Origin of the sequence: Geothrix oryzisoli, assembly GCF_022808865.1 — a bacterium.
GTDB classification, from domain to species: domain Bacteria; phylum Acidobacteriota; class Holophagae; order Holophagales; family Holophagaceae; genus Geothrix; species Geothrix oryzisoli.
Window position 1 is genome coordinate 266,975 of sequence record NZ_JAKZLB010000002.1, and the last position, 19,429, is coordinate 286,403.

Annotated in this window: 17 protein-coding genes and 1 tRNA gene; 12 read left to right on the forward strand and 6 right to left on the reverse strand. The window is 70.4% G+C overall.

Annotated features, from left to right (window positions below):
• Positions 1 to 19: 19 nt before the first annotated feature.
• The 6 genes from dnaJ to MLE43_RS05995 all read left to right on the forward strand — a co-directional run bounded on the left by dnaJ (position 20) and on the right by MLE43_RS05995 (position 6,895).
• The gene (dnaJ, locus tag MLE43_RS05970) at positions 20 to 1,087 is read left to right on the forward strand and encodes a molecular chaperone DnaJ (RefSeq protein ID WP_243302561.1); all 1,068 of its coding nucleotides are present in this window, start codon (positions 20 to 22) and stop codon (positions 1,085 to 1,087) included.
• Positions 1,080 to 1,454, forward strand: coding sequence for a MerR family transcriptional regulator (locus MLE43_RS05975; protein WP_243302562.1), 375 nt, complete (start codon positions 1,080 to 1,082; stop codon positions 1,452 to 1,454). Before dnaJ ends, MLE43_RS05975 begins: the two co-directional genes overlap by 8 nt.
• Positions 1,455 to 1,520: 66 nt before the next feature.
• Positions 1,521 to 2,387: a sigma-70 family RNA polymerase sigma factor gene (locus MLE43_RS05980; protein WP_243302563.1), complete on the forward strand. Its 867-nt coding sequence runs from the start codon at positions 1,521 to 1,523 to the stop codon at positions 2,385 to 2,387.
• A complete protein-coding gene (locus tag MLE43_RS05985; protein ID WP_243302564.1) occupies positions 2,384 to 3,271 on the forward strand; it encodes a P-loop NTPase family protein in 888 nt (295 codons plus the stop codon). The genes MLE43_RS05980 and MLE43_RS05985 overlap by 4 nt, the downstream gene beginning before the upstream one ends.
• A 4-nt stretch (positions 3,272 to 3,275) precedes the next feature.
• Positions 3,276 to 5,843, forward strand: coding sequence for an MMPL family transporter (locus MLE43_RS14810; RefSeq protein WP_275976086.1), 2,568 nt, complete (start codon positions 3,276 to 3,278; stop codon positions 5,841 to 5,843).
• Positions 5,840 to 6,895 (forward strand): SAM-dependent methyltransferase, encoded by a 1,056-nt coding sequence (locus tag MLE43_RS05995; RefSeq protein WP_243302565.1) that lies wholly within the window; start codon positions 5,840 to 5,842, stop codon positions 6,893 to 6,895. Before MLE43_RS14810 ends, MLE43_RS05995 begins: the two co-directional genes overlap by 4 nt.
• Here MLE43_RS05995 and MLE43_RS06000 read toward each other — a convergent pair.
• The gene (locus MLE43_RS06000; RefSeq protein WP_243302566.1) at positions 6,892 to 8,781 is read right to left on the reverse strand and encodes a CocE/NonD family hydrolase; all 1,890 of its coding nucleotides are present in this window, start codon (positions 8,779 to 8,781) and stop codon (positions 6,892 to 6,894) included. The genes MLE43_RS05995 and MLE43_RS06000 overlap by 4 nt on opposite strands.
• A 178-nt stretch (positions 8,782 to 8,959) precedes the next feature.
• On the opposite strand from MLE43_RS06000, the gene MLE43_RS06005 reads away from it, so the two are divergent.
• Both MLE43_RS06005 and aguB read left to right on the forward strand, forming a co-directional pair.
• A complete protein-coding gene (locus MLE43_RS06005; RefSeq protein WP_243302567.1) occupies positions 8,960 to 9,985 on the forward strand; it encodes an agmatine deiminase family protein in 1,026 nt (341 codons plus the stop codon).
• The gene (aguB, locus tag MLE43_RS06010; RefSeq protein WP_243302568.1) at positions 9,982 to 10,851 is read left to right on the forward strand and encodes an N-carbamoylputrescine amidase; all 870 of its coding nucleotides are present in this window, start codon (positions 9,982 to 9,984) and stop codon (positions 10,849 to 10,851) included. The genes MLE43_RS06005 and aguB overlap by 4 nt, the downstream gene beginning before the upstream one ends.
• A gap of 23 nt (positions 10,852 to 10,874) precedes the next feature.
• Here the strand turns inward: aguB and meaB are convergent, their stop codons facing one another.
• Entirely contained in the window at positions 10,875 to 11,813 is a 939-nt protein-coding gene (meaB, locus tag MLE43_RS06015) for a methylmalonyl Co-A mutase-associated GTPase MeaB (RefSeq protein ID WP_243302569.1), read from the reverse strand.
• 102 nt (positions 11,814 to 11,915) lie between these two features.
• Here meaB and MLE43_RS06020 point away from each other — a divergent pair, with 102 nt between their 5' ends.
• From MLE43_RS06020 to MLE43_RS06035, 4 genes are all read left to right on the forward strand, one after another.
• On the forward strand, positions 11,916 to 12,320 hold the full coding sequence (locus MLE43_RS06020) for a hypothetical protein (protein ID WP_243302570.1): 405 nt from the start codon (positions 11,916 to 11,918) through the stop codon (positions 12,318 to 12,320).
• Between the two features lie 13 nt (positions 12,321 to 12,333).
• A complete protein-coding gene (locus tag MLE43_RS06025; RefSeq protein ID WP_243302571.1) occupies positions 12,334 to 13,446 on the forward strand; it encodes a hypothetical protein in 1,113 nt (370 codons plus the stop codon).
• Between the two features lie 15 nt (positions 13,447 to 13,461).
• Positions 13,462 to 13,538 (forward strand) — tRNA-Pro (locus MLE43_RS06030).
• A gap of 559 nt (positions 13,539 to 14,097) precedes the next feature.
• Positions 14,098 to 15,471 (forward strand): tRNA wybutosine-synthesizing protein 4 beta-propeller domain-containing protein, encoded by a 1,374-nt coding sequence (locus MLE43_RS06035; protein ID WP_275976087.1) that lies wholly within the window; start codon positions 14,098 to 14,100, stop codon positions 15,469 to 15,471.
• Positions 15,472 to 15,841: 370 nt separating this feature from the next.
• Here the strand turns inward: MLE43_RS06035 and MLE43_RS06040 are convergent, their stop codons facing one another.
• From MLE43_RS06040 to MLE43_RS06055, 4 genes are read right to left on the reverse strand one after another with little or no spacing between them, the layout of a single operon-like run.
• The gene (locus MLE43_RS06040) at positions 15,842 to 16,825 is read right to left on the reverse strand and encodes an alpha-ketoacid dehydrogenase subunit beta (RefSeq protein WP_243302573.1); all 984 of its coding nucleotides are present in this window, start codon (positions 16,823 to 16,825) and stop codon (positions 15,842 to 15,844) included.
• A gap of 9 nt (positions 16,826 to 16,834) precedes the next feature.
• Positions 16,835 to 17,797, reverse strand: coding sequence for a thiamine pyrophosphate-dependent dehydrogenase E1 component subunit alpha (locus MLE43_RS06045; RefSeq protein WP_243302574.1), 963 nt, complete (start codon positions 17,795 to 17,797; stop codon positions 16,835 to 16,837).
• 28 nt (positions 17,798 to 17,825) lie between these two features.
• A complete protein-coding gene (locus MLE43_RS06050) occupies positions 17,826 to 18,800 on the reverse strand; it encodes a c-type cytochrome domain-containing protein (RefSeq protein WP_243302575.1) in 975 nt (324 codons plus the stop codon).
• Positions 18,801 to 18,813: 13 nt separating this feature from the next.
• Positions 18,814 to 19,383, reverse strand: coding sequence for a hypothetical protein (locus MLE43_RS06055; protein ID WP_243302576.1), 570 nt, complete (start codon positions 19,381 to 19,383; stop codon positions 18,814 to 18,816).
• Between the last annotated feature and the right edge of the window lie 46 nt (positions 19,384 to 19,429).

The following is a 19,429-nucleotide window of genomic DNA, read 5'->3' on the forward strand; positions in this document are numbered from 1 at the left end:
AGTGCCTTAGACTAAACCCATGTCCCACCCCGACTACTACAAGATCCTGGGCGTCCCCCGAACGGCCTCGGAGGAGGACATCAAGAAGGCGTACCGGAAGCTGGCGCGGAAGCACCATCCGGATCTGAACCCCGGCGACGCCAAGGCGGAAGCGGAGTTCAAGAAGCTCACCGAGGCCAACGAGGTGCTGTCGGACGCCGAGAAGCGGAAGAACTACGACACCTACGGCGATCCCAACGGCCCCGGCGCCCAGGTCCCCCCGGGCTTCGAGCAGGGCGGAGGCATTTCCATCGAGGACATCTTCGCGGGGTTCGGGGGCCGGCCCATGCGGCACGGGCCCGAGCGCGGCGAGGACCTGGTCCACTCCGTGCGCCTGGGCTTCCGGGAGGCCTTCGAGGGCACGCGCCTGAGCCTGCGCGTGAACCGCTCCGAGCCCTGCATGGCCTGCCGCGGCACTGGCGAGGCCGCCAAGAAACAGGAGCTGTGCCGCACCTGCCACGGCAAGGGCAAGGTGGGCGGCGGTTCCGGCTTCCTGTCCTTCGGCCGCACCTGCCCCGACTGCCAGGGCCGGGGCACGCGCGCGCCGGTCTGCTCCGAGTGCGGCGGCGCCGGCCGGCATCCCCGCCAGGAGACCGTCACCATCGCCATCCCCCCGGGCGTGGAGGATGGCGCGCGGCTGCGCGTGGCGGGCAAGGGCGAGGCGGGCCGCCGCGGCGGCGGACCGGGCGACCTCTACCTGCAGATCAGCATGGAGCCCGATGCCCGCTTCGAGCGCAAGGGCCCGAACCTCTACGTGAAGCTGCCCGTCAGCTTCTCCGAGGCCGCCCTGGGCGCCAAGGTGGAGGTGCCCACGCCCGAAGGCCACCAGACCATCAAGGTCCCCCCGGGCACCCAGACCGGGGCCCGGCTGCGCCTCAAGGGCCAGGGCATGCCCATCCCCAGGGGCAGCCAGCGGGGCGACCTCATCGCGGAAGTCGCCGTGGTGACGCCCCAGATCCAGGATGAGCGCAGCAAGGAGCTCCTCCGCGAGCTGGCGGAGCTGAACGATGCGGACGTGCACAAGCAGCGAGGGCAGCATCATGGCTAAGGACCCAAGGCTCGGCGCCTACATGATCGGCGTGGTGTCCATGCGCTACGGCGTGCACCCCCAGACCCTGAGGCTCTACGAGCGGGAGGGCCTGCTCGCGCCCAGCCGCACCGAAGGCAAGACCCGCCTGTACAGCGACGAGGACCTGGAGCGCCTGGAGTTCATCCTCAACCTGACCCGCGACCTGGGGGTGAACCTGGCCGGCGTGGAGGTGGTGCTCACCCTGAGGGACCGCCTGAACCGCATGCAGGAGGATCTGGAGCGCCTGGCCCAGGCCCTGGAGGCCGCCGGCGTGAAGGACGTGCCCCGCCCGGCGTCGGGCACGGGTCTGGTGAAACTCACCCCCCACGGGCTGCGCAAGCGCTGAAGCAGGTCGCAGTTGCCCTTGGGGTGCGGATCGCTTGCTATGCTGATCCTTCTCCCTGGGTGATCTGTGCCCCTCCGGCATCTCGAAGAGCGTTCGCTCGACAAGTACTTCGACTCGATCCGCCACCTGCCGCTGCTCACGGCGGAGGAGGAGCGCATCAACGGCCGTCTGTGGCAGAACGACCGCAATCCGGAAGGCCTCCGCAAGCTGGTGGAGGGCAACCTCCGCTTCGTGGTGAAGGAGGCGCGGAAGTTCGAGGGCATGGGCCTGGACCTGCTGGACCTCATCAGTGAGGGCAACCTGGGACTCATCGAGGCCGCCAAGCGCTTCGATCCCGAGCGGGAGAACAAGTTCCTCACCTACGCATCCTGGTGGGTGCGGCAGGCCATCTTCCACGCCCTGGCCGAGCACGGGAACAAGATCCGCCTGCCGCAGAAGGTGGCAGGCCACCTGGTGCAGCTCAACCGGGTCACCCAGAAGCTCAGCCAGTCCCTGGGCCGGGTGCCCATGCTGCAGGAGATCGCCACCGCCGCGAACCTCACCGTGGAGGAGGTGGAGCGCCTGCAGCTGCTCCAGCAGACCACCTCCACGGTGTCCACCGAACAGGGCCTGGGCGATTCCGACCTCACCGTGGGCGACAGCCTGGAGCAGGAGGTGGAACCCTCCGCCATGCACACCCTCGACCAGGAGGCCTTCCTCGAGCAGATCGAGGCCAGCCTGGCCACCCTCAGCGAGAAGGAACGCAAGATCATCGCGCTGCACTTCGGGCTGGGCGGTCACGATCCGCTGACCCTCGAGCAGATCGGCAAGCAGTTCGACCCGCCCATCTCCCGGGAGCGGGTGCGGCAGCTGGAGGAGCGCGCCTTCTCCCGCATCCGCGAGCGGCGCCGCGAAGTGCTGGGCGGCTTCCTCCGCGGCGGAGACGGGCCATGAAAGGCCGTCCCGACTGCCCACGCTGCCAGGGGCAGGGCCTGATCTTCGATCCCGATCCCCAGAAGCCGGTGCTGGTCTGCGGCTGCACGGCCGAGGTGGCGCCGGATGCGGAGACGCTGGGCCTGCCCGCCCGCTACCGCGAAGCGGATTTCGCCCGGTTCTGGAAGTGGTGGAACAACGTCCAGGCCTGCCACGCCCGCGCCCTGCTGGATCGCGTGGCCGACCTGGAGGACCTGCTGGCCCGGCCCGCCGAGGAGGTGGGCGAGTTGGAGGGCCGCGAGGAGCTCGTGAAACTCCTGGCGGCCCTCAAGCGCCGCCCGGAGCACGGCATCCGTCCTGCCGGGGCGGACACCCTCTTCCACTGGGCCGCGAACGGCAAGCACAAGTTCCGCCACGGCTGGGAGCTGTGGTGGATCCACGGTCCCGCCCAGAGCGGCCGCAGCACCCTCGCCGCCGCGGCCCTGCGGGCCTGGACCGAGCGCACGGGTCGGGGGGGCCGCTTCGTGCCCGTGCGGACCCTCAGCCAGTCCATCAAGGATGTCTACCACGACATCCGGAGCTACCAGAACCAGACCTTCCAGAGCGTGCGGGACCTCATCGAGCCCCTCCAGGATCAGCCCCTGCTCGTCCTTGACGACTGGGACCGCATGGACTCGGACCTCCGGGTCGCCCAGGCCCTGGCCCAGCTGCTGGACCACCGGTACAGCGAAGAGCTGCCCACCATCCTGACCTCCGCCGGTCCCCCGGAAGCTCTGGACCGCCGGGAGAACCATCCCCTCGCCCGGCTGGAGGACAGCAGCCTCCTGGAGCGGCTCCGCGGCGCCGAGCGCGTGGAGATGGTGCCCGCCCTGAAACCCTGGATCGAGCGCATGGAGCGGGGCTAGGCGCATGAAAGCCCTGTTGCGCGGCCTTCTCCGCCTGCACCTGTCCCGGTCCTCGGGGCTCTGGCTCCTCACGGCCGGCCTCACCCTGCTGCTGGGGTGGGGGACCCTGCGCGTGGAGCGCGCCCTGGATCTCATGAGCCTGCTGCCGGCGGAGAACCCCGCCGTGCGGGCGAACCTGGAGGCGGGGGTCGGCCAGCAGGAGCTGCTCTGGCTGGTGGCCGAAGGGAACGAGGCCGACCTGGAGGCCCGCCGCGCCTGGGCCGAGGGCCTGGTGGACCGCCTGCTCACCGGTGGCAACCTTCCCCTCAACGGCCTGGCCGCCGAGGGCCGCCTGTCGGATCCCGTGCCTGTGCCGGGCCCCGGCGGGGTGAGCCCCTGGCCGGCCCTCCTGGCCGTGGGCGCCATCACCGAGGGTGACGCCGCCGTGAGCCGCCTCACCACCGAGACCCTCTACGCCCTGGCTCCGGCCTGGCTGGGGGACCGCCTGGCGCCGCTGAAGGATCCGGCGGAGGTCCGGCGGCGCCTGGTGGCCACGGCCCGGAGCCTGGCCTCGCCCGAGCCCCTGCCCGCGGCCCTGGCCCGGCTCGATCCCCTGGGCCTCCGCGATCTGGCCCCCCAGACCGGGGAGGGCATGGCCAAGGCCCAGGCCCTGGGCCGGGCCTTCTCCCTGCACATGCGGACCGGGTACCTGGAGACCAAGGACGGCCGCTTCGTCCTGCTGCCCCTGGTGGCGGGGTTTCCGGCGACCGAGGTAAAGGCCACCACCCGCGCCCTGACCTGGCTGGGCCGGGGTGCCGAGGGCCCCCTGCCCGGGGCCGCCACCCTGAAGGATGCCGAGGCTGCGCTCGGACCGCAGGCGGAGCGCCCGTTCCCCCTCCAGGTCACCGGCGCCCACGCCATCACCGCCTGGGAATCCCACCGGCTCACGATCGAGGTGCTCCTCAGCCTGGCCCTCAGCTTCGTCCTCATCGGCCTGGTGTACTGGCTGGGCTTCCGGACGCTCGCGGGCTACGGCTTCGTCATGGGACCGCTGCTCATCGGCATGGTGTGGGCCCTGGGCCTCACGGGCTGGATGCTGGGCCGGGTGAACCTCATGGCCGCGGGCTTCGGCGCCGTGCTGCTGGGCGTGGGCGATGACGTGGGGATCCTGCTCTTCAGCCGCTACCGGGAGGAGCGCCGGGCGGGCCGGATCAAGGCCCGGGCCCTGCGCGCGGCCCTGCTGGGCACGGGTCCGGGCGTGGTGGCCGGCGCCCTGGCCACGGCCCTGGCCTTCCTGGCGCTGGCCTTCGCCCCCTTCCCCGGGATCCGCGACCTGGGCCTCACCACGGGCCTGGGCCTGCTGGCCTGCCTCGCGGCCACCTTCCTGGTGATGCCCCCGCTGCTGCTCTGGCTGGATCACGGCAAGGGCACCTTTGCGCCGGGGCCGCCGCCGCCCCTGCCACACCGCCGAGCCTGGGCCCCCTGGGCGGCCCTGGGCCTGCTGGTCCTGGCCCTGCTGGGCGCGCCCCGCACCCGCTGGGAGGAGGACCTGCGCCGCTTCCGGGCCCAGGGCAACCCCGCCCTCACCCTCCAGACGCGGCTGACCAAGACCCTCGGCGCCAGCCTCCAGCCCCTGGCCCTCCAGATTCCCCTCGAAGATCCCGATCGCCTCCCGGCCCGCTGGAACCGGCTGAGCCCCATCCTCCGCGAGGCGGGCCTCCCGGTGCCGGACTGGCAGGCCATGGATCCGGAACTGCGCCACACCCTGGGCTCCGAGACCTGGCGCCGCCAGGTGCTGGAGGCCGCGGCCCGGGCGGGCCTGGATCCGGCGGGCCTGGAGGGGTCCCTGTCGGCCCTGGCCCTGGCGGCGGCTGATCCGGGCGAGCCAGTGCGGGCCCTCCAGGCCCTGCTGCCCCGGGCCGCCCAGCCGCCGGAGGCCGCACGCCGGTGGAACCTCTGGGACCACCTCCATCACGAGCGGGCACCGGTTTCCCTGGCCCCGGCCCTGACGGTGCCCATCCGGCTGGACGAGGCCTCCCTCCTCCGGCTCACCCCGGAGGTCGAGGCCGCGGGCGGGCGGTTCGTGGGCACCCAGCCCCTCTTCCGGGTGGTGAAGGGCATCGCCCGGGAGGCGGTCCAGCAGGCCGTGCTGCTGGCCCTGACGGGGATCTTCGCCGTCATCGCCATCTTCGGCCGCAGCCTGCGCTTCGCCTTGTTCGCCCTGGTGCCCCTGCTGGCCAGCCAGGCCGGCGCCCTGGGCGCCCTGGGCTGGGCCGGCGAACCCCTCACGTTCCTGTCCCTCATGGCCATCCCCATCGCCTTGGGCGTCAGCGTGGACACGGCCTTCAACCTTCTCCACCGCGCCCGGGGCGAGGTCGATGCCCCCCAGCGCGTGGCCCGGGTGAACGCCGTGTGCGCGGGGACCACCCTCGCGGGCTTCGGCGGCATGGTCTTCAGCGGGTACCGCGGGCTGCGGGGGCTGGGCCTCGCCTGCCTGGGCGGCGTGGCCCTGGCCCTGCTCCTCACCCAGTGGCTGCTGCCCGTGCTGCTGGAGCGGTGGCCCCTGGACAGGAAATCCCCGGAGAAGCCGTGAATCCACTGAACGACCTCCTGCAGACCCGCCTCCGGGAGGGTTCCGTGCCCGCCGCCGAGGTCATGGCGCTGGGCCTCTACCACCCGGAGCACGGCTACTACCGGCGGCAGGAAGGCCCCTGGGGCTTTGACGGGAAGGACTACTACACGGCCCTGGACCTGGGCCCCCTGCTGGGCCAGACCCTCGCCTTGCGTCTGGAGGCCGCATGGGAACGCCTGGGCCGGCCGGCGACCTTCACGGCCCTGGAGCCCGGTGCGGGCCGCGGCTGGCTGGGCCGCGACGTGCTGAACGCCGTGACGGGCCCCTTCGCGGAGGCCCTGATCTACGTCCACCGCGACGACAATCCCGCCGCCAGAAGGGCCGCGGAGGAATCCCTGGCGCCTTTCCTCGCGGCGAAGCGCGCACGCTTCGCCGCCGAAAGGGACACGCTGGAGCCGTTCACCGGCGCCGTGTTCAGCAACGAACTCTTCGATGCCCTGCCCGCCCAGCCCTGGCGCTGGGATGGTGAACGCTGGACTCGCGAGGTGCTGACGGCAGCCGGTCCCCAGTGGCAGGCCGCGGACCCCGGCGAGGCCGGGGCTTGGTTCGCGACGCAGACCGATGGCCTGGAGGTCCGGGACGGCAGCATCTGGTGCGAGGGCCTGCCGGGCCTCGTCCACGAGCTGGCGGCGCCCCTGGAGGCGGGCCTCTTCCTGGCGGTGGACTACGGCGAATCCGCCGACCGCCTGCTGGCCAAGGGCGCGGACCTGCGGCGCTTCAAGGCCCATAGCGTGGACGGCAACTGGCACGAGGACCTGGGCGAGGCCGACTTGACAGCGGATGTCGATTTCACCCGGCTGGCCGCCCTGCTCGAATGCGAAGGATTCTCCGGTCTCGGCCACATGGAGCTGAGCAAATGGATTCGCACCCACGCCCCCCTGGACCAGTGGGGCGCCGGGTGGATGGCTTTGCCCGCCCCGGAGCGCATGAAGCGCACCGAGAACCTGCTCCAACTCACCCTGCCCGACCTGATGGGCAGCCGGTTCCGGGTGCTGGAGGGGTGGAAGGGCTAGGGTTTCAGGACCCCCACCCCGAGGCTGCTGGGCCGGGCGGCGTCGTGGAAGACGGTGTGGGTGGCCTTCTGGTAGTCGGCGGCCTTGGCCTGGTTGATGTCCATGAAGACCTGGGGGTTGCGGTCCATGAGCGGGAACCAGGTGCTCTGGATCTGGATCATGACGCGGTGGCCCTTCTTGAACGTGTGGAAGATGTCGTTCATGGACCAGGCGACGCGCGTGGACTGGCCGGGGACGAAGGGCGCCGGGGTGGACAGGCTGTCGCGGAACTTGCCGCGCATGACCTCGCCGCGCACCAGCTGCTGGTAGCCGCCCATGGGGTTGGGCGTGCGGTCCCAGGGGGAACCGTCCTCCCTGAAATCCGGGTTCCGGAAGTCGTCCGGATAGACATCGATGAGCTTCACCACCCAGTCGGCGTCGGTGCCCGTGGTGGCCACGAAGAGCTCCGGGCGCAGGGGACCGGCGAAGGTCAGGTCCTCGGCCAGGGGTTCCGTCTGGTACACCAGCACATCCGGTCGGCGGCCGGCGAAGCGCTGGTCGGCCGTCATGTACTCCCGGGGCATGCCGATGGCGACCTGCTCGACGAAGGGCACGGGCTTGGCGGGGTCCGAGGGGAAGGCGTCGGCGCCGCCGTCGGCCGGCGGCGGCGTGAAGGCCAGGCGGCCGGCGGGTTCGAGGTAGAGCCGGGCGTCGCGGGCCTGCTTCGGCGGCCAGGCGTCCAGCTGGCGCCAGCGGTTGGCGCCGGTCTCGAAGACGGTGGCCTTGGGCAGGGCGGGTCCCTTGGCTTCCTTCAGGTGCTGCATGAAGAAGGGGAAGAGGACTTCGGTCTGGAACCAGGTGGAGGTGTCGGCGCCGAACTGCACGGGCCCCAGGTGGTCGCCCTTGCTGCGCTCCCAGCCGCCGTGGAACCAGGGGCCCATGACCAGGCGGCTGTCCGTGGCGGGGCTCTGGCGGCCCAGGGTCTGGAACACCTGGAGGGCGCCGTACAGGTTCTCGGCGTCGAACCAGCCGCCCACGGTGAGGATGGCGGGCTTCACCCCCTTGATCTGGGGACGGAGGTTGCGGGCCTGCCAGAAGGCGTCGTAGGTCGGGTGGTCCAGCATCTCGTTCCAGAAGGCCACGTCCTTGGTGTACTGCCGCGTGTCGCCCGTGGGGCCGAGGCGCAGGAACCACGCGTAGCCATCGGAGGTTCCGTGGTGGAAGGCCTTGGACCACTCCGCGGTGGGCTTCGGCCTCGGCTTTCCGAAATTCACCATGAAGTTGAAGGCGTGGGGCAGCCACAGGGCGCCGTTGCGGTGGAAGTCATCCCCCGCGAACCAGTCCACGATGGGGGCCTCCGGCGAGACGGCCTTGAGGGCCGGATGGCCCGACAGCATGCCCACGGCGGAGTAGAAGCCGGGGTAGCTGATGCCCCATTGGCCGGCGCGGCCGTTGTTCCCGTCGACATGCCTCAGCAGCCAGTCCAGGGTGTCGTAGGTGTCGGTACTCTCGTCCACGGCCGCCCCGCTGACGGCGCGCTGGGGGCGCATGTTCACGAACTCGCCCTCGGACATCATCCGGCCGCGCACATCCTGGTACACGAAGATGAAGCCTTCGGTCTGGAAGGGCTCCGAGGGGCCCAGGTGCTCCGGATAGGCGTCGGCGCCGTAGGGATGCACGCTGTAGGGGGTGCGCTGGAGAAGGATGGGGTAGGTCCGGCTGGTGTCCTTGGGCGCGTAGATGGCCGTGAAGAGCTTCACGCCATCGCGCATGGGGATCTGGACCTCGCGCTTCGTGTAGTGCGCGCGCACCGCCGCCTGCCCGAGGACCGCCTTCTCGGGCGGAGGAGGCCCCCCGAGGAGGGTGACCGTGACGAGCGCAGCGCGAAGGGCGCGGATCAGGGACATGGAGGCTCCGGGGGTGAGGCATCATGATAAGCGGCATGGAACCCCTCCGGGGAATTCCTGTCATCGCACCAAATAAGGCTTGGGGCCGAGCAATAAGCCTCGACGGGAGAAGGCCCTTTTGCTGAACTGGAGGGTGCTCCCACCGGGAGCCGCATCGTCCTCCCAGGGGTTTTCCGCCATGTCCCGACCGACCGACCGCCAACCTGCCGAGTGGGATCGCCACAGTGCCTGCTGGCTGGCCTGGCCCAGCCACGGCCACCTCTGGCGGGAGAACCTCGCCCTGGCCCAGGCGGAGTGGGGGGCCCTCGCCCTCGCCATCGCCGAGGAGGGTGGCGAGGCCCTCGAGGTCCTGGTGCAGGACGCCGCCGCCGAAGCCGAGGCGGGCGCGGCCCTGGCCCCGGTGCTCGGCCAGGTGCGCTTCCACCGGGTGCCCGTGGGCGACATCTGGCTGCGCGATACGGCGCCGATCTTCGTGAGGCAGGGCGCGGACACCCTGCGCGCGGCCTGCTTCGGCTTCAACGGCTGGGGGGGCAAGTACCTGCTGCCCGGCGACGACCGGGTGGCGGGCCGGGTGGCGGCGCTCAGCGGGGTGCCCCGCGTCGATCATGCCTGGATCCTCGAGGGCGGGTCCGTGGAGGTGGACGGTGAAGGCACCGTGCTGACCACCCGCCAGTGCCTGCTGAACCCCAACCGCAACCCCGGACTGGACCAGGCGGAGCTCGAGGCGGCCCTGGCCGACGGCCTCGGCGCCGAAAAGGTGCTGTGGCTGGATGAGGGGCTGCTCAATGACCACACCGATGGCCATATCGACACCCTGGCCCGCTTCGTGGCGCCGGGCGTGGTGGTCTGCATGGAGGCCCGGGAACCCAGCGATCCCAACGCGGCCACCCTGGACCGCCTCGCCGCGGATCTGGCGGCCATGACCGATGCCCGGGGCCGGCGGCTCCAAGTGGTGCGCATCCCCTCGCCGGGCGTGGTGCGGGACGAGGAGGGCGAGCTGATGCCCGCCAGCTTCGTGAACTTCTACATCGGCAACCGCAGCGTGGTGGTGCCCATCTACGGGACGGCGTACGATGACGGAGCCGTGGCCGCCCTGGCGCGGCTCTTCCCGAACCATCGCGTGGTGGGCCGCTCCGCCCGGGCCATCCTCAGCGGGGGCGGCGCCTTCCACTGCATCACCCAGCAGCAGCCGGAGGTACGATGAGCGAATCCAGGAGCCAGCCGGCGAACCTCGTCCGCATTGCCGCCCTCCAGTGCGCCTTCACAGACAGCCTCGAGCAGAATGTCGCCCAGGTGGAGGGCCTCGTGCGCGAAGCCGCGGCCACCGGCGCCCACGTCATCCTGCCTTCGGAATTGTTTGAGGGCCCCTACTTCTGCCGCGAGGAGAAGGATGCCTTCTTCGACTGGGCCCGGCCCGTGGCGGGTCATCCCACCATCACCCGGTTCCAGGCCCTGGCGAAGGAGCTGGGCGTGGTGCTCCCCGTCTCCTTCTTCGAGCGGGATGGCCACGCCTTCTACAACAGCCTGGCCATGGTGGACGCGGACGGCGCCCTGCTCGGCGTCTACCGCAAGAGCCATATCCCGGACGGCCCGGGCTACGAAGAGAAGTTCTACTTCCGCCCCGGGAACACGGGCTTCAAGGTGTGGGCGACCCGCTTCGGCAAGCTGGGCGTGGGCATCTGCTGGGACCAGTGGTACCCCGAGTGCGCCCGCGCCATGATGCTCATGGGGGCGGAGATCCTGCTCTATCCCACGGCCATCGGCACCGAGCCCGAGAACCCGGAGCTGGATACGAAGGACCTGTGGCAGCGGGCCATGATCGGCCACGCCGTGTCGAACGTGGTGCCTGTGGTGGCGGCCAACCGCATCGGCACCGAGGGGGGGCAGACCTTCTACGGCCATTCGTTCATCGCCAATCACCGCGGCGACAAGGTGGCGGAGCTGGGCCGCACGGACACCGGCCTCATCACGGCGGACCTGGATCTCGATGAGATCCGCCGGAACCGCGCCTCCTTCGGCTTCTTCCGGGACCGCCGGCCGGAACTCTACGGGATCATCACCCAGGCCTGAGCGGCAGGGATCCGCCGCCGGACTCAGCCCTCGCCGAGGATCTCGGCCACGGCCGTGTAGGGGTCCAGGCTGCGGTCGGCGATGGCCTGGATGGCGGCCTCCACGCGGGCGGGGCCGGCCTGGGCCCGGGCCCGGCGGAGGGCGGCCTCGGCCAGCAGGGACTCGAAGCGCAACCGGGCCCGCTCCCGGGCCTTCCGGGCCTGGCCCCCGTGGGCCCGGAGCCAGGCGCCGTGCGCCCGCACCTGGGCCAGCAGCTCCGCCACGCCCGCGCCCTGCTGGGCGATGGTGCGCAACACCGGCGGGTCCCAGGGCCGCGTGGCGGCCATGGACTTCATGGCCGTCAGCTCCTGCTCCACCTGGTCGGCCCCGTCGCGATCGGCCTTGTTGATCACGAAGAGGTCGGCCACTTCCATGATGCCGGCCTTGATGGCCTGGATCTCGTCGCCCATGCCCGGCACCAGCACCACGCAGCAGGTCTGGACGCAGCTCACCACGTCGACTTCATCCTGGCCCACCCCCACGGTCTCCACGAGGATGGTGGCGAAGCCCGCCGCATCCAGCAGGTCGATGGCGTCCTGGGTGGCCCGGGCCAGCCCGCCCAGGGCCCCGCGGGTGGCCATGCTGCGGATGAAGATGCCGGGGTCGGCCGCGATGCGCTGCATGCGGATGCGGTCGCCCAGGATCGCGCCGCCGCTGAAGGGCGAGGTGGGGTCCACCGCGAGGATGCCCACCTTCTGGCCTTCGGCCCGCAGGGCCCGGGCCAGCTGGTCCGTGAGGGTGCTCTTCCCGGCCCCCGGCGGGCCTGTGATGCCGATCACCGATGCCCCGCCCAGATGGGGCCAGAGCCGGGCCATGAGCGGCCGGGCCTCCGGGTGGCCATTTTCCATCCAGGAGATGGCCCGACCCAGGGCCCGCGGCTCACCGCGGCGCAGGGGCTCGAGGAGATCGGAACAAGAAGGCATGGGCCCAGGATGCCAGCACCCCGCCAGGACCGGAACTCGCAGGCGGGATCTGGTTGCGGTACCCTAAACCTTCCGGCCCGGGCCGCAGTAGGACTATCAACGATGATCAAAGGGCTGAAACCCTCCGACGACCCTGCCTCCGGGAGCCCGACGCCGGAGGTTTCCGCGGCCAAACCTGCCGTCCGCCTCACCAAGCGGGCCCCCGTCCCTCCCCCGGACCCCAAGGCCCCCCGGGAGAAGATCTGCGCCGAGTGCGGCCTGCACTTCAAGGTCGAAACCGGCCAGAAGTTCTACCTCTGCCCCGATTGCTACCGCCGCTCCTTCACCTACAAGCGGAAGGGGGGCAAGGATGCCGCCCGGGTCCTGACCCACATCACCTGTGCGGCCTGCGGGGCCCAGGAATACCTCCCCTTCATTCCTGAGGATCCCGCCAAGGCCCTCTGCCGGGCCTGCTTCGCCAAGGAACGGCCGGAACCCCGGCCCGCTCCCCGGCACTCCCGTTCATGACCAGGAGATTCTGATGCGTTCCACCCTCCTCCCCTTGCTGCTCAGTGCTTCCCTCCTGCCTGCCCAGGGTCCGTCCCCCAAGCCGGCGCCCCGGACCGCCAAGGTGGATCCGACCGCCGATTCGGCCCGGCAGGCCTTTCGGCAGGTGCTCGACGCGGTGGACGCGGGCTGGTTCGGCCAGCCCTACCAGGGCATCACCTCCGTGGAGATGCAGGGCACCCTCGGCATCGGCCTCAGCGGCGCCGCGGTGAACCAGAAGGTGGACAGCCTCAGCCAGGGCCAGGTCAAGGGCAACAGCCAGGGCGGCCAAGCCAACCTGCGGGTGAAGGGCACCTACTTCGCCAACGGCGACTTCCGCACGGACCTGGCCGGGGACTTCGGCACCCTGCTCTACACTCGCCGCGGCACCCGGGGCTTCCTCTACAGCAAGGAGCAGAACGCCTACACCACCCGCGTGGACCTGCCCCCCTCCGACGCGCCCCGGACCTACATGGCCTGGTTCCGCCAGACCCTGAATGACATCAAGGCCGTCTACATCGACGCCCCGACCTTCAAGGCGAGCCTGGCCGGGGAGGAGACCAGCGGCGGCCGGACCCTCCAGCGCCTCGTGTTCGACGCCCCCACCAAGCCCTGGGACGCCAAGCGGCGGGAGCAGAGCATGGCCCAGAGCCTCGGCTTCTGGAAGCGGGGCCGCCTGGAGATCCTGGTGGACAAGGCCACCCGGATGCCCCAGCGCGTGAACTTCCGCAACGACGAGCAGGGCGTCCAGACCCGCATGGACTTCAGCTACGGCGCCGGGAACAAACTCCAGGCCGTGAACCTCTCCAACAGCAGCCGGGGCATGGAGGGGCCGGGCTGGCTCCGCCTGGGCTATGGCGGTGACGGCCTCATGTCCCATGTGGCCGGCGAGCTGACCAGCCAGGACAAGAAGGTCTCGTTCGCCATGGATCTGGCCTGGTCCAGGACCCGCACCCCCAACGAGCTCATCGCCGTACCCCCCGCCGGCGCCACCAAGCGCGGCCGCGAGGACATGGAGATCCAGCTCATGGTGGGCCTCGCCTCCAAGATCTTCGACCTCCAGCGCGCCGGCCTCAACCTCCGCAGCGTCGCCATCGGCGGAAAGTAAGTAGACTGGACCCATCGGAGCGTGGCGCAGCCTGGTAGCGCATCTGCTTTGGGAGCAGAGGGTCGCGAGTTCGAATCTCGCCGCTCCGACCAAATAGAATCAATCATTTGACAATAAGGCCCGGCAAATGCCGGGCCTTATTCATACACTATTCATACGCTCGTGAACGACCTTGCATTACTTCGCCGAGCCAGGGCACGGAAAGGTTCGCTCGATCGATGCGCCAATCGAGTATTGGGTGAACCTCCTGGTTGTGGAGAATCCAGATTCCGCTCTGACAACGGCGCCTTGGCGGTTCAATTTGTTGCAGGTGTCACCTTGGGGGTCGCACCACTCTGCTACGGCGTGGGGCCCTCCTGGTCATTGGGGAGCCTGGAAAAGCTTCGGGCGGGCCTTGAACGAGACAGCACCAGAAGTCATCCGCGTGAACCGCCTTGTGGTGGAGACCTGCTAGGGCACCCCCCACCAAAAGATGAAGCCCTTCGAGAAGGCCACGAACGAAGTCCGATCTAAGGCTCGGATCTAGCCCGAGGTGGAAGCGCTGGACAGGGCGGGCTCCTGGAAGTAGCAGGCTCGGCAATTCGCATTGAAGACCCGCAGGGTGTTTGTTAGAATCCAGCCTTCACGACATGACTTCGAGGACTTCCCCTGATGAGATCAGTGTTCTTGTGCTCGCTTCTGGCTGTAAGCAGCCTCTTCCTGGGTTGTGGTGGTGGTGGGGGGGGAGGGCAGACCCCGGCGGTAGCCGCCCCCTCATCGCTCTCCTACTCCTCACCCACCCCGGTCTACCTCCAGGGCACTGCCGTACCGTCGAACACGCCAACCTGCGGTGGTGGGCCGGTGGCGAGTTACTCCGTCACGCCGACCCTCCCGGATGGTCTGAGCCTCAACACCTCCAGCGGCGTCATCACTGGCACTCCGAATCAGCCTGCCGCCGCTGCCGACTACGTGGTGACGGCCCGGAACGCATCCGGCATGACCCAGGCGACCCTGAGGATCACCGTGAACCAGGCCTCCGGGCATTGGGCGACCCTGCCCAGCATGGCCGCCCAGCGCAGCGTGGTAACCACGGCGGTTCTCCAGAACGGGAAGCTCCTGGTGGTCGGGTGCGATGGCTCCTGGGCCGCTATCGCGACTGCAGAGATTTACGACCCCGCAACGAACCAGTGGGGCCCTGCGGGCAGCATGGGTCTCGGCTTCCGCGATTTGGCCTCCACCGTGTTGCCAGATGGCAAGGTGATGGTTGGTGGGACGACGATCGCTGGGCCTACCAACATCCAGATTTTCGATCCGTCGAACCTGACTTGGACCCAGTCCGGGTACCAGGCTGTGTTCTTCTCGATACCCCTCAGCACGCTCGACGGGAGGGTCGTCGTGTTCTCGACTCAAGGCTTCGTGATCTATGATCCATCCACAAATTCTTGGGGCCCTATCCAGTTTGTATGGTCCGAGGGTATTGGCGCTTACACAGCCACCAGGTTGATGGATGGCCGAATCCTGGTCGCTGGCGGTGGCACAAATACGATGCTCGTGGGACAGATCAGTCCTCTGAAGACCTCCTACCTGATCGATCCCGCCACAAATGCCATGGTCCCTTCCGGTGACTTGCTGGGGTATAGGTCTCAGCACACAGCCACCCTGTTGCAGGACGGCAAGGTTTTGGTGGTGGGAGGCCGGAGCAATACACAGACAACCCTCGCGACGGCGGAACTCTACAACCCCTCGACGGGCACCTGGTCCACCACAGGGGCGATGGCCGCGCCCCGCTACGGACACACAGCCACCTTGCTGCCCGATGGGAAAGTCCTGGTCGTAGGCGGCTCAAGTCCCACCACTAGCGCGGAACTCTACGACCCGGCGACCGGGGCCTGGTCGAGCACGGGAGGCCTCAATACGGCTCGGGCGAAACAGGCTGCGGTTTTGGTGCCAGGCAAGGGCGTGCTTGCCCTAGGTGGCATCGAGCCCGTGCCGGGGAGCAATGGCGGGACTACCGACTCGAAGGCCGCCGAGAGTTACCTCCCCTAGGGATAGACTCGGCGCCACGCGCCGGGTCTCCCCGGCCCCGTGGGCCGTCCAACCTGCGGAGGTGGTTCCAGACTATGGAGGCCACACGCCCCCAAGGGACCTCATCCCTGAGGATGATGCCGAGGTCTTCGACGAGTACCACTAGCAGAAGGGGATTCGGTGCCCCTTCGGCCGCCTCCTGGCCCACTACAACCCCAAGACCAACGAGACGCGCGATTGCCACGGTGATCTGCTCGGAATCGGCAATCGGCTCTACCGGATCCTCCTGTCGCTGGGGCCCATCCTGCATCCTGGATCAGTGGATCACTGAGGCTGGCCTCCCGAGGCCCGCCGCCGGTGGAACGGCAGCGGGCACGAGCTCCGAACCTCCTCACCAGATGGGCGCCGCCTCCAGGGTCCGGGTGACCAGGTCCTTCGCCGCGGCCACGATGCCTGCCGCCTGGGGGGCGAAGGCCTGCTCCAGGGGGTAGCTGGCAGGGGCCGGGGCGTCGGGACCCGTGAGGCGGACGATGGGGGCCCGCAGGGCCTCGAAGGCCTGCTCGGAGATCAGGGCCGCGACCTCGGCGCCCACGCCGCAGAGGCGGCTGGCCTCGTGGACGATGACGGCGCGCCCGGTCTTGCGCACGGAGGCCAGGATGGTGGCCTCGTCCAGGGGCTTGAGGGTGCGCAGGTCGATCACCTCGGCGGAGACTCCCTGCTCCGCCAGGGTCTCGGCGGCGGCCAGGCAGGTGTGCACGGTCTTGGCGTAGGAGATGAGGGTGACCCCCGTCCCCTCGCGGCGGACGGCGGCCTGGCCCAGCGGGATCGTCGCCTCGCCCTCGGGCACCTCGCCGGGCGTGAAGGCCAGGCCGATGTCCACGAAGAAGAGGACGGGGTTCTCGTCGCGGATGGCGGCCTTCATGAGGCCCTTGGCGTCCGCGGGCGTGGACGGCATCACCACCTTGAGGCCCGGGGCGTGGACGAACCAGGCCTCCAGGTTGTGGTTGTGCTGGGCGCCCACGCTCCAGCCGCCGCCAGTCATGGCCAGCGCGACCATGGGGAAGGAAAACTGGCCGCCAGACATGTAGCGCAGCTTGCCCGCGCTGTTCACCAGCTCATCCATGGCGAAGCAGAGGAAGGGCGCGAAGAGCAGATCCACCACCGGGCGCAGGCCCGTGGCTGCCGCGCCGGCCGCGGTGCCGGCGATGATGCCCTCGGCCAGGGGCGTGTTGCGCACGCGCGCGGAGCCGAAGGACTTGAGCAGGCCCTTGCGCTTGGTGGCGGTGCCCTCGCCGAACATGAGCACGCGGGAGTCGCGGGCCATCTCCTCGTGGAGGGCCTGGTCGACGGCGTCGTGGAAGGTCATCTGGGTCATGTCGGCTCCTCAGGCGTAGACGCCGGTGGCGAGGTCGGAAGGGTCGGGATAGGGGGAGGCGGAGGCGAACCCGGCGGCCTCCTCGATGGCGCGGCGGGCCTCGGCGTGCAGGGTCTCGAGCTCGGCGGTGGTGCACTCGCCGTCGGCCAGGAGGCGGGCCTCGAGGCGGGCGATGGGATCCTTGGCCATCCAGGCCTCGAGCTCGGCGGGGTCCACGTAGGACTGGTCGTGGGGCTCCATGTGCCCGCGCTGGCGGTAGGTCCAGGCCTCCAGCAGGAAGGGCCGGCGGGTCTCGCGCACCTGGGCGGCGGCGTGCAGGGCGGCCTTGCGCACGGACTCCACGTCGTTGCCATCCACGGTGAGGCTGTCGATGCCGTAGGGCGCCGCCCAGGGGGCCACATGGTCGCCCACCATGGTCTCCTTCCGGTGGACGAAGGCCTGCCACTGGTTGTTCTCGCAGACGTAGAGTACGGGCAGGTTCCAGACCGAGGCCAGGTTCAGGGACTCGTGGAAGATGCCCTCGCAGGCGGCGCCGTCGCCGAAGAAGCAGACGACGATGCCCTCGCCGCCCAGCATGGCCCGCGACAGGGCGACGCCCGGGGCCAGGGACAGCTCGCCGCCCACGATGGTGGAGGTGAGCACCACGCCCAGCTCCTTCACGGAGATGTGCAGGGTGCCGCTGCGGCCCTGGCAGTAGCCTGTGCTGCGGCCCATGACCTCGGCGAGCATGCGGCCGGGGTCGGCGCCCCGGGCCAGCAGGTGGCCGGCGCTGCGGTGGTTGGTGAGGATCTGATCCTCGGCGCGCAGGGCGGAGACCACGCCCACGGCGGCGGCCTCCTGCCCCACGGAGGTGCAGACATTGGGGAAGGGGCCCGCGGCGTGGAAGGCCACGATCTTTTCTTCGTAGGCCCGGATGCGCAGCATGGCCGCGAGCAGGTCCAGGCGGGTGGACACGGTTCCAGAAGGGGTCATGGGACCTCGCAGGGAAGGGGGTTGAGGTTCAGTGGGACGGGGCGACAGGGAGGTCGGCGATCCAGCGGCGGAGGTGATCCACGGCGGCCTGGTCCACGCGCACGGTGCCCAGTGGGGGCATCTGGGCCACGGGGTTGCGCGAGGCCAGGCGGTGGAGCAGGGCGCTGCGCTCCGGGTGGCCGGGGCTGAGGATGCGGCTGTCCGGCTGGCCGGGCACGGGGAAGCTGCCGGGGACCAGGGCCGTGCGGAACACATGGGTGGGGCGCAGGTCCAGGCCCAGGCCCGGGATGGGCCGGTCCGCCCGGTGGCAGGTGGCGCAGTTGGCCTGGAGGTAGCCCAGGGCGGTGCGGGTGGCGGGATCGCCCTCGAGGCGGGGCGGCCGGGTGAGGAGGTCCGGCCGGGCGCCCCGCAGGAGGCGCCGGGCCACCAGGTCGTCCAGGGTGATCAGGCCGGGCCGCAGGGGTTCGCCGTGGAGGGCGTTCGGATCCCGGTCCGGGGAGAGCTGGAGGGCCGTGAAGCCCAGGACTTCCACCCGCTCCTGGCCGTGGCAATCCCGGCAGTCCATCCGCGAAGGGATGGCGTGGCGCAGGCCCGGGGCCACTTCGGCGGCGTCCGGCCGCCCGCCCTCGGGCACGAGGCCGGCGTCCGTCTGCGCCTCGTTCCAGGCGTAGCTGGCGAAGACCCAGGTCCTGGGCCCGGTCTTCCAGAGCAGGCGCGTCTCCACCTTGCGGCCCCCGAAAGCGAACTCCTTCCAGGCCTTGGTGCCCACGGGGAACACCCAGCCCGCCTCGTCGCGGCCGTCGATGGCCGCCGGCAGGTGGATCCACCGGGCCTTGGCCGCGCCATCGGTCCACAGCGGGTACTGGGGCGCATAGGCCAGGTTCCGGGCCGCCACCACGCCCGGTGCGGCGTAGAGGCCGGTCTGGGAGAGCAGGCGGGGCGGGGCCGGCGCCTTCGCCAGGAGGGGCATCAGGGCCAGGGCCGGAAGGAGAAGGGCGCGCATGGCGAGGTCCGGCTCAGTGCATGGGGATGGGCGTGGCGGCCGGCTCGACTGGCGCGGGCACGCGGTTGTGGACGGCGGGGATGGACTGCAGGTAGGCGAAGATGGCCCTCAGGTCCGGCTCGCTGACGAGCTGGAGGTTCTGGATGGGCATGGGGGGCAGGATGGGGCGGCCCTGGCCCAGGTGGCGGCGCGTGCGCACCATCCGGAGGAACTGGGCCTCGGTCCAGCTGCCCAGGCCGGTCTCCTTGTCCGGGGTGAGGTTGGCGGAGTAGCTCACGCCCCAGGGCCCGGTGAAGGCCGTCATGGTCAGGGAGCCGGCCCAGCCCCAGGGGCCCTCGGGCAGCTTCGGCGCCGGCGGCATCTTCAGGGAGTCGGGATGGCCGGACAGCAGGCGCGTCAGGTCCGGCTCGGGGCCCTTGGGGCCCATCTTCAGGGGCGTGTGGCAGTCGTGGCAGCCCGCGATCGAGACCAGGTAGGCGCCGCGCTGGATGAGCTTCGGCTGGGCGGGGGCCGCGGCCTGCGCCGGGCCGGCGCCGAAGAGGAGGCCGAGGACGGCCAGGGGGAGGAAGCGGTTCAGGGTCATGGTGTGCCTCATCAGGAAGGTCGGGACTCGAAACCCGATGAGGGAT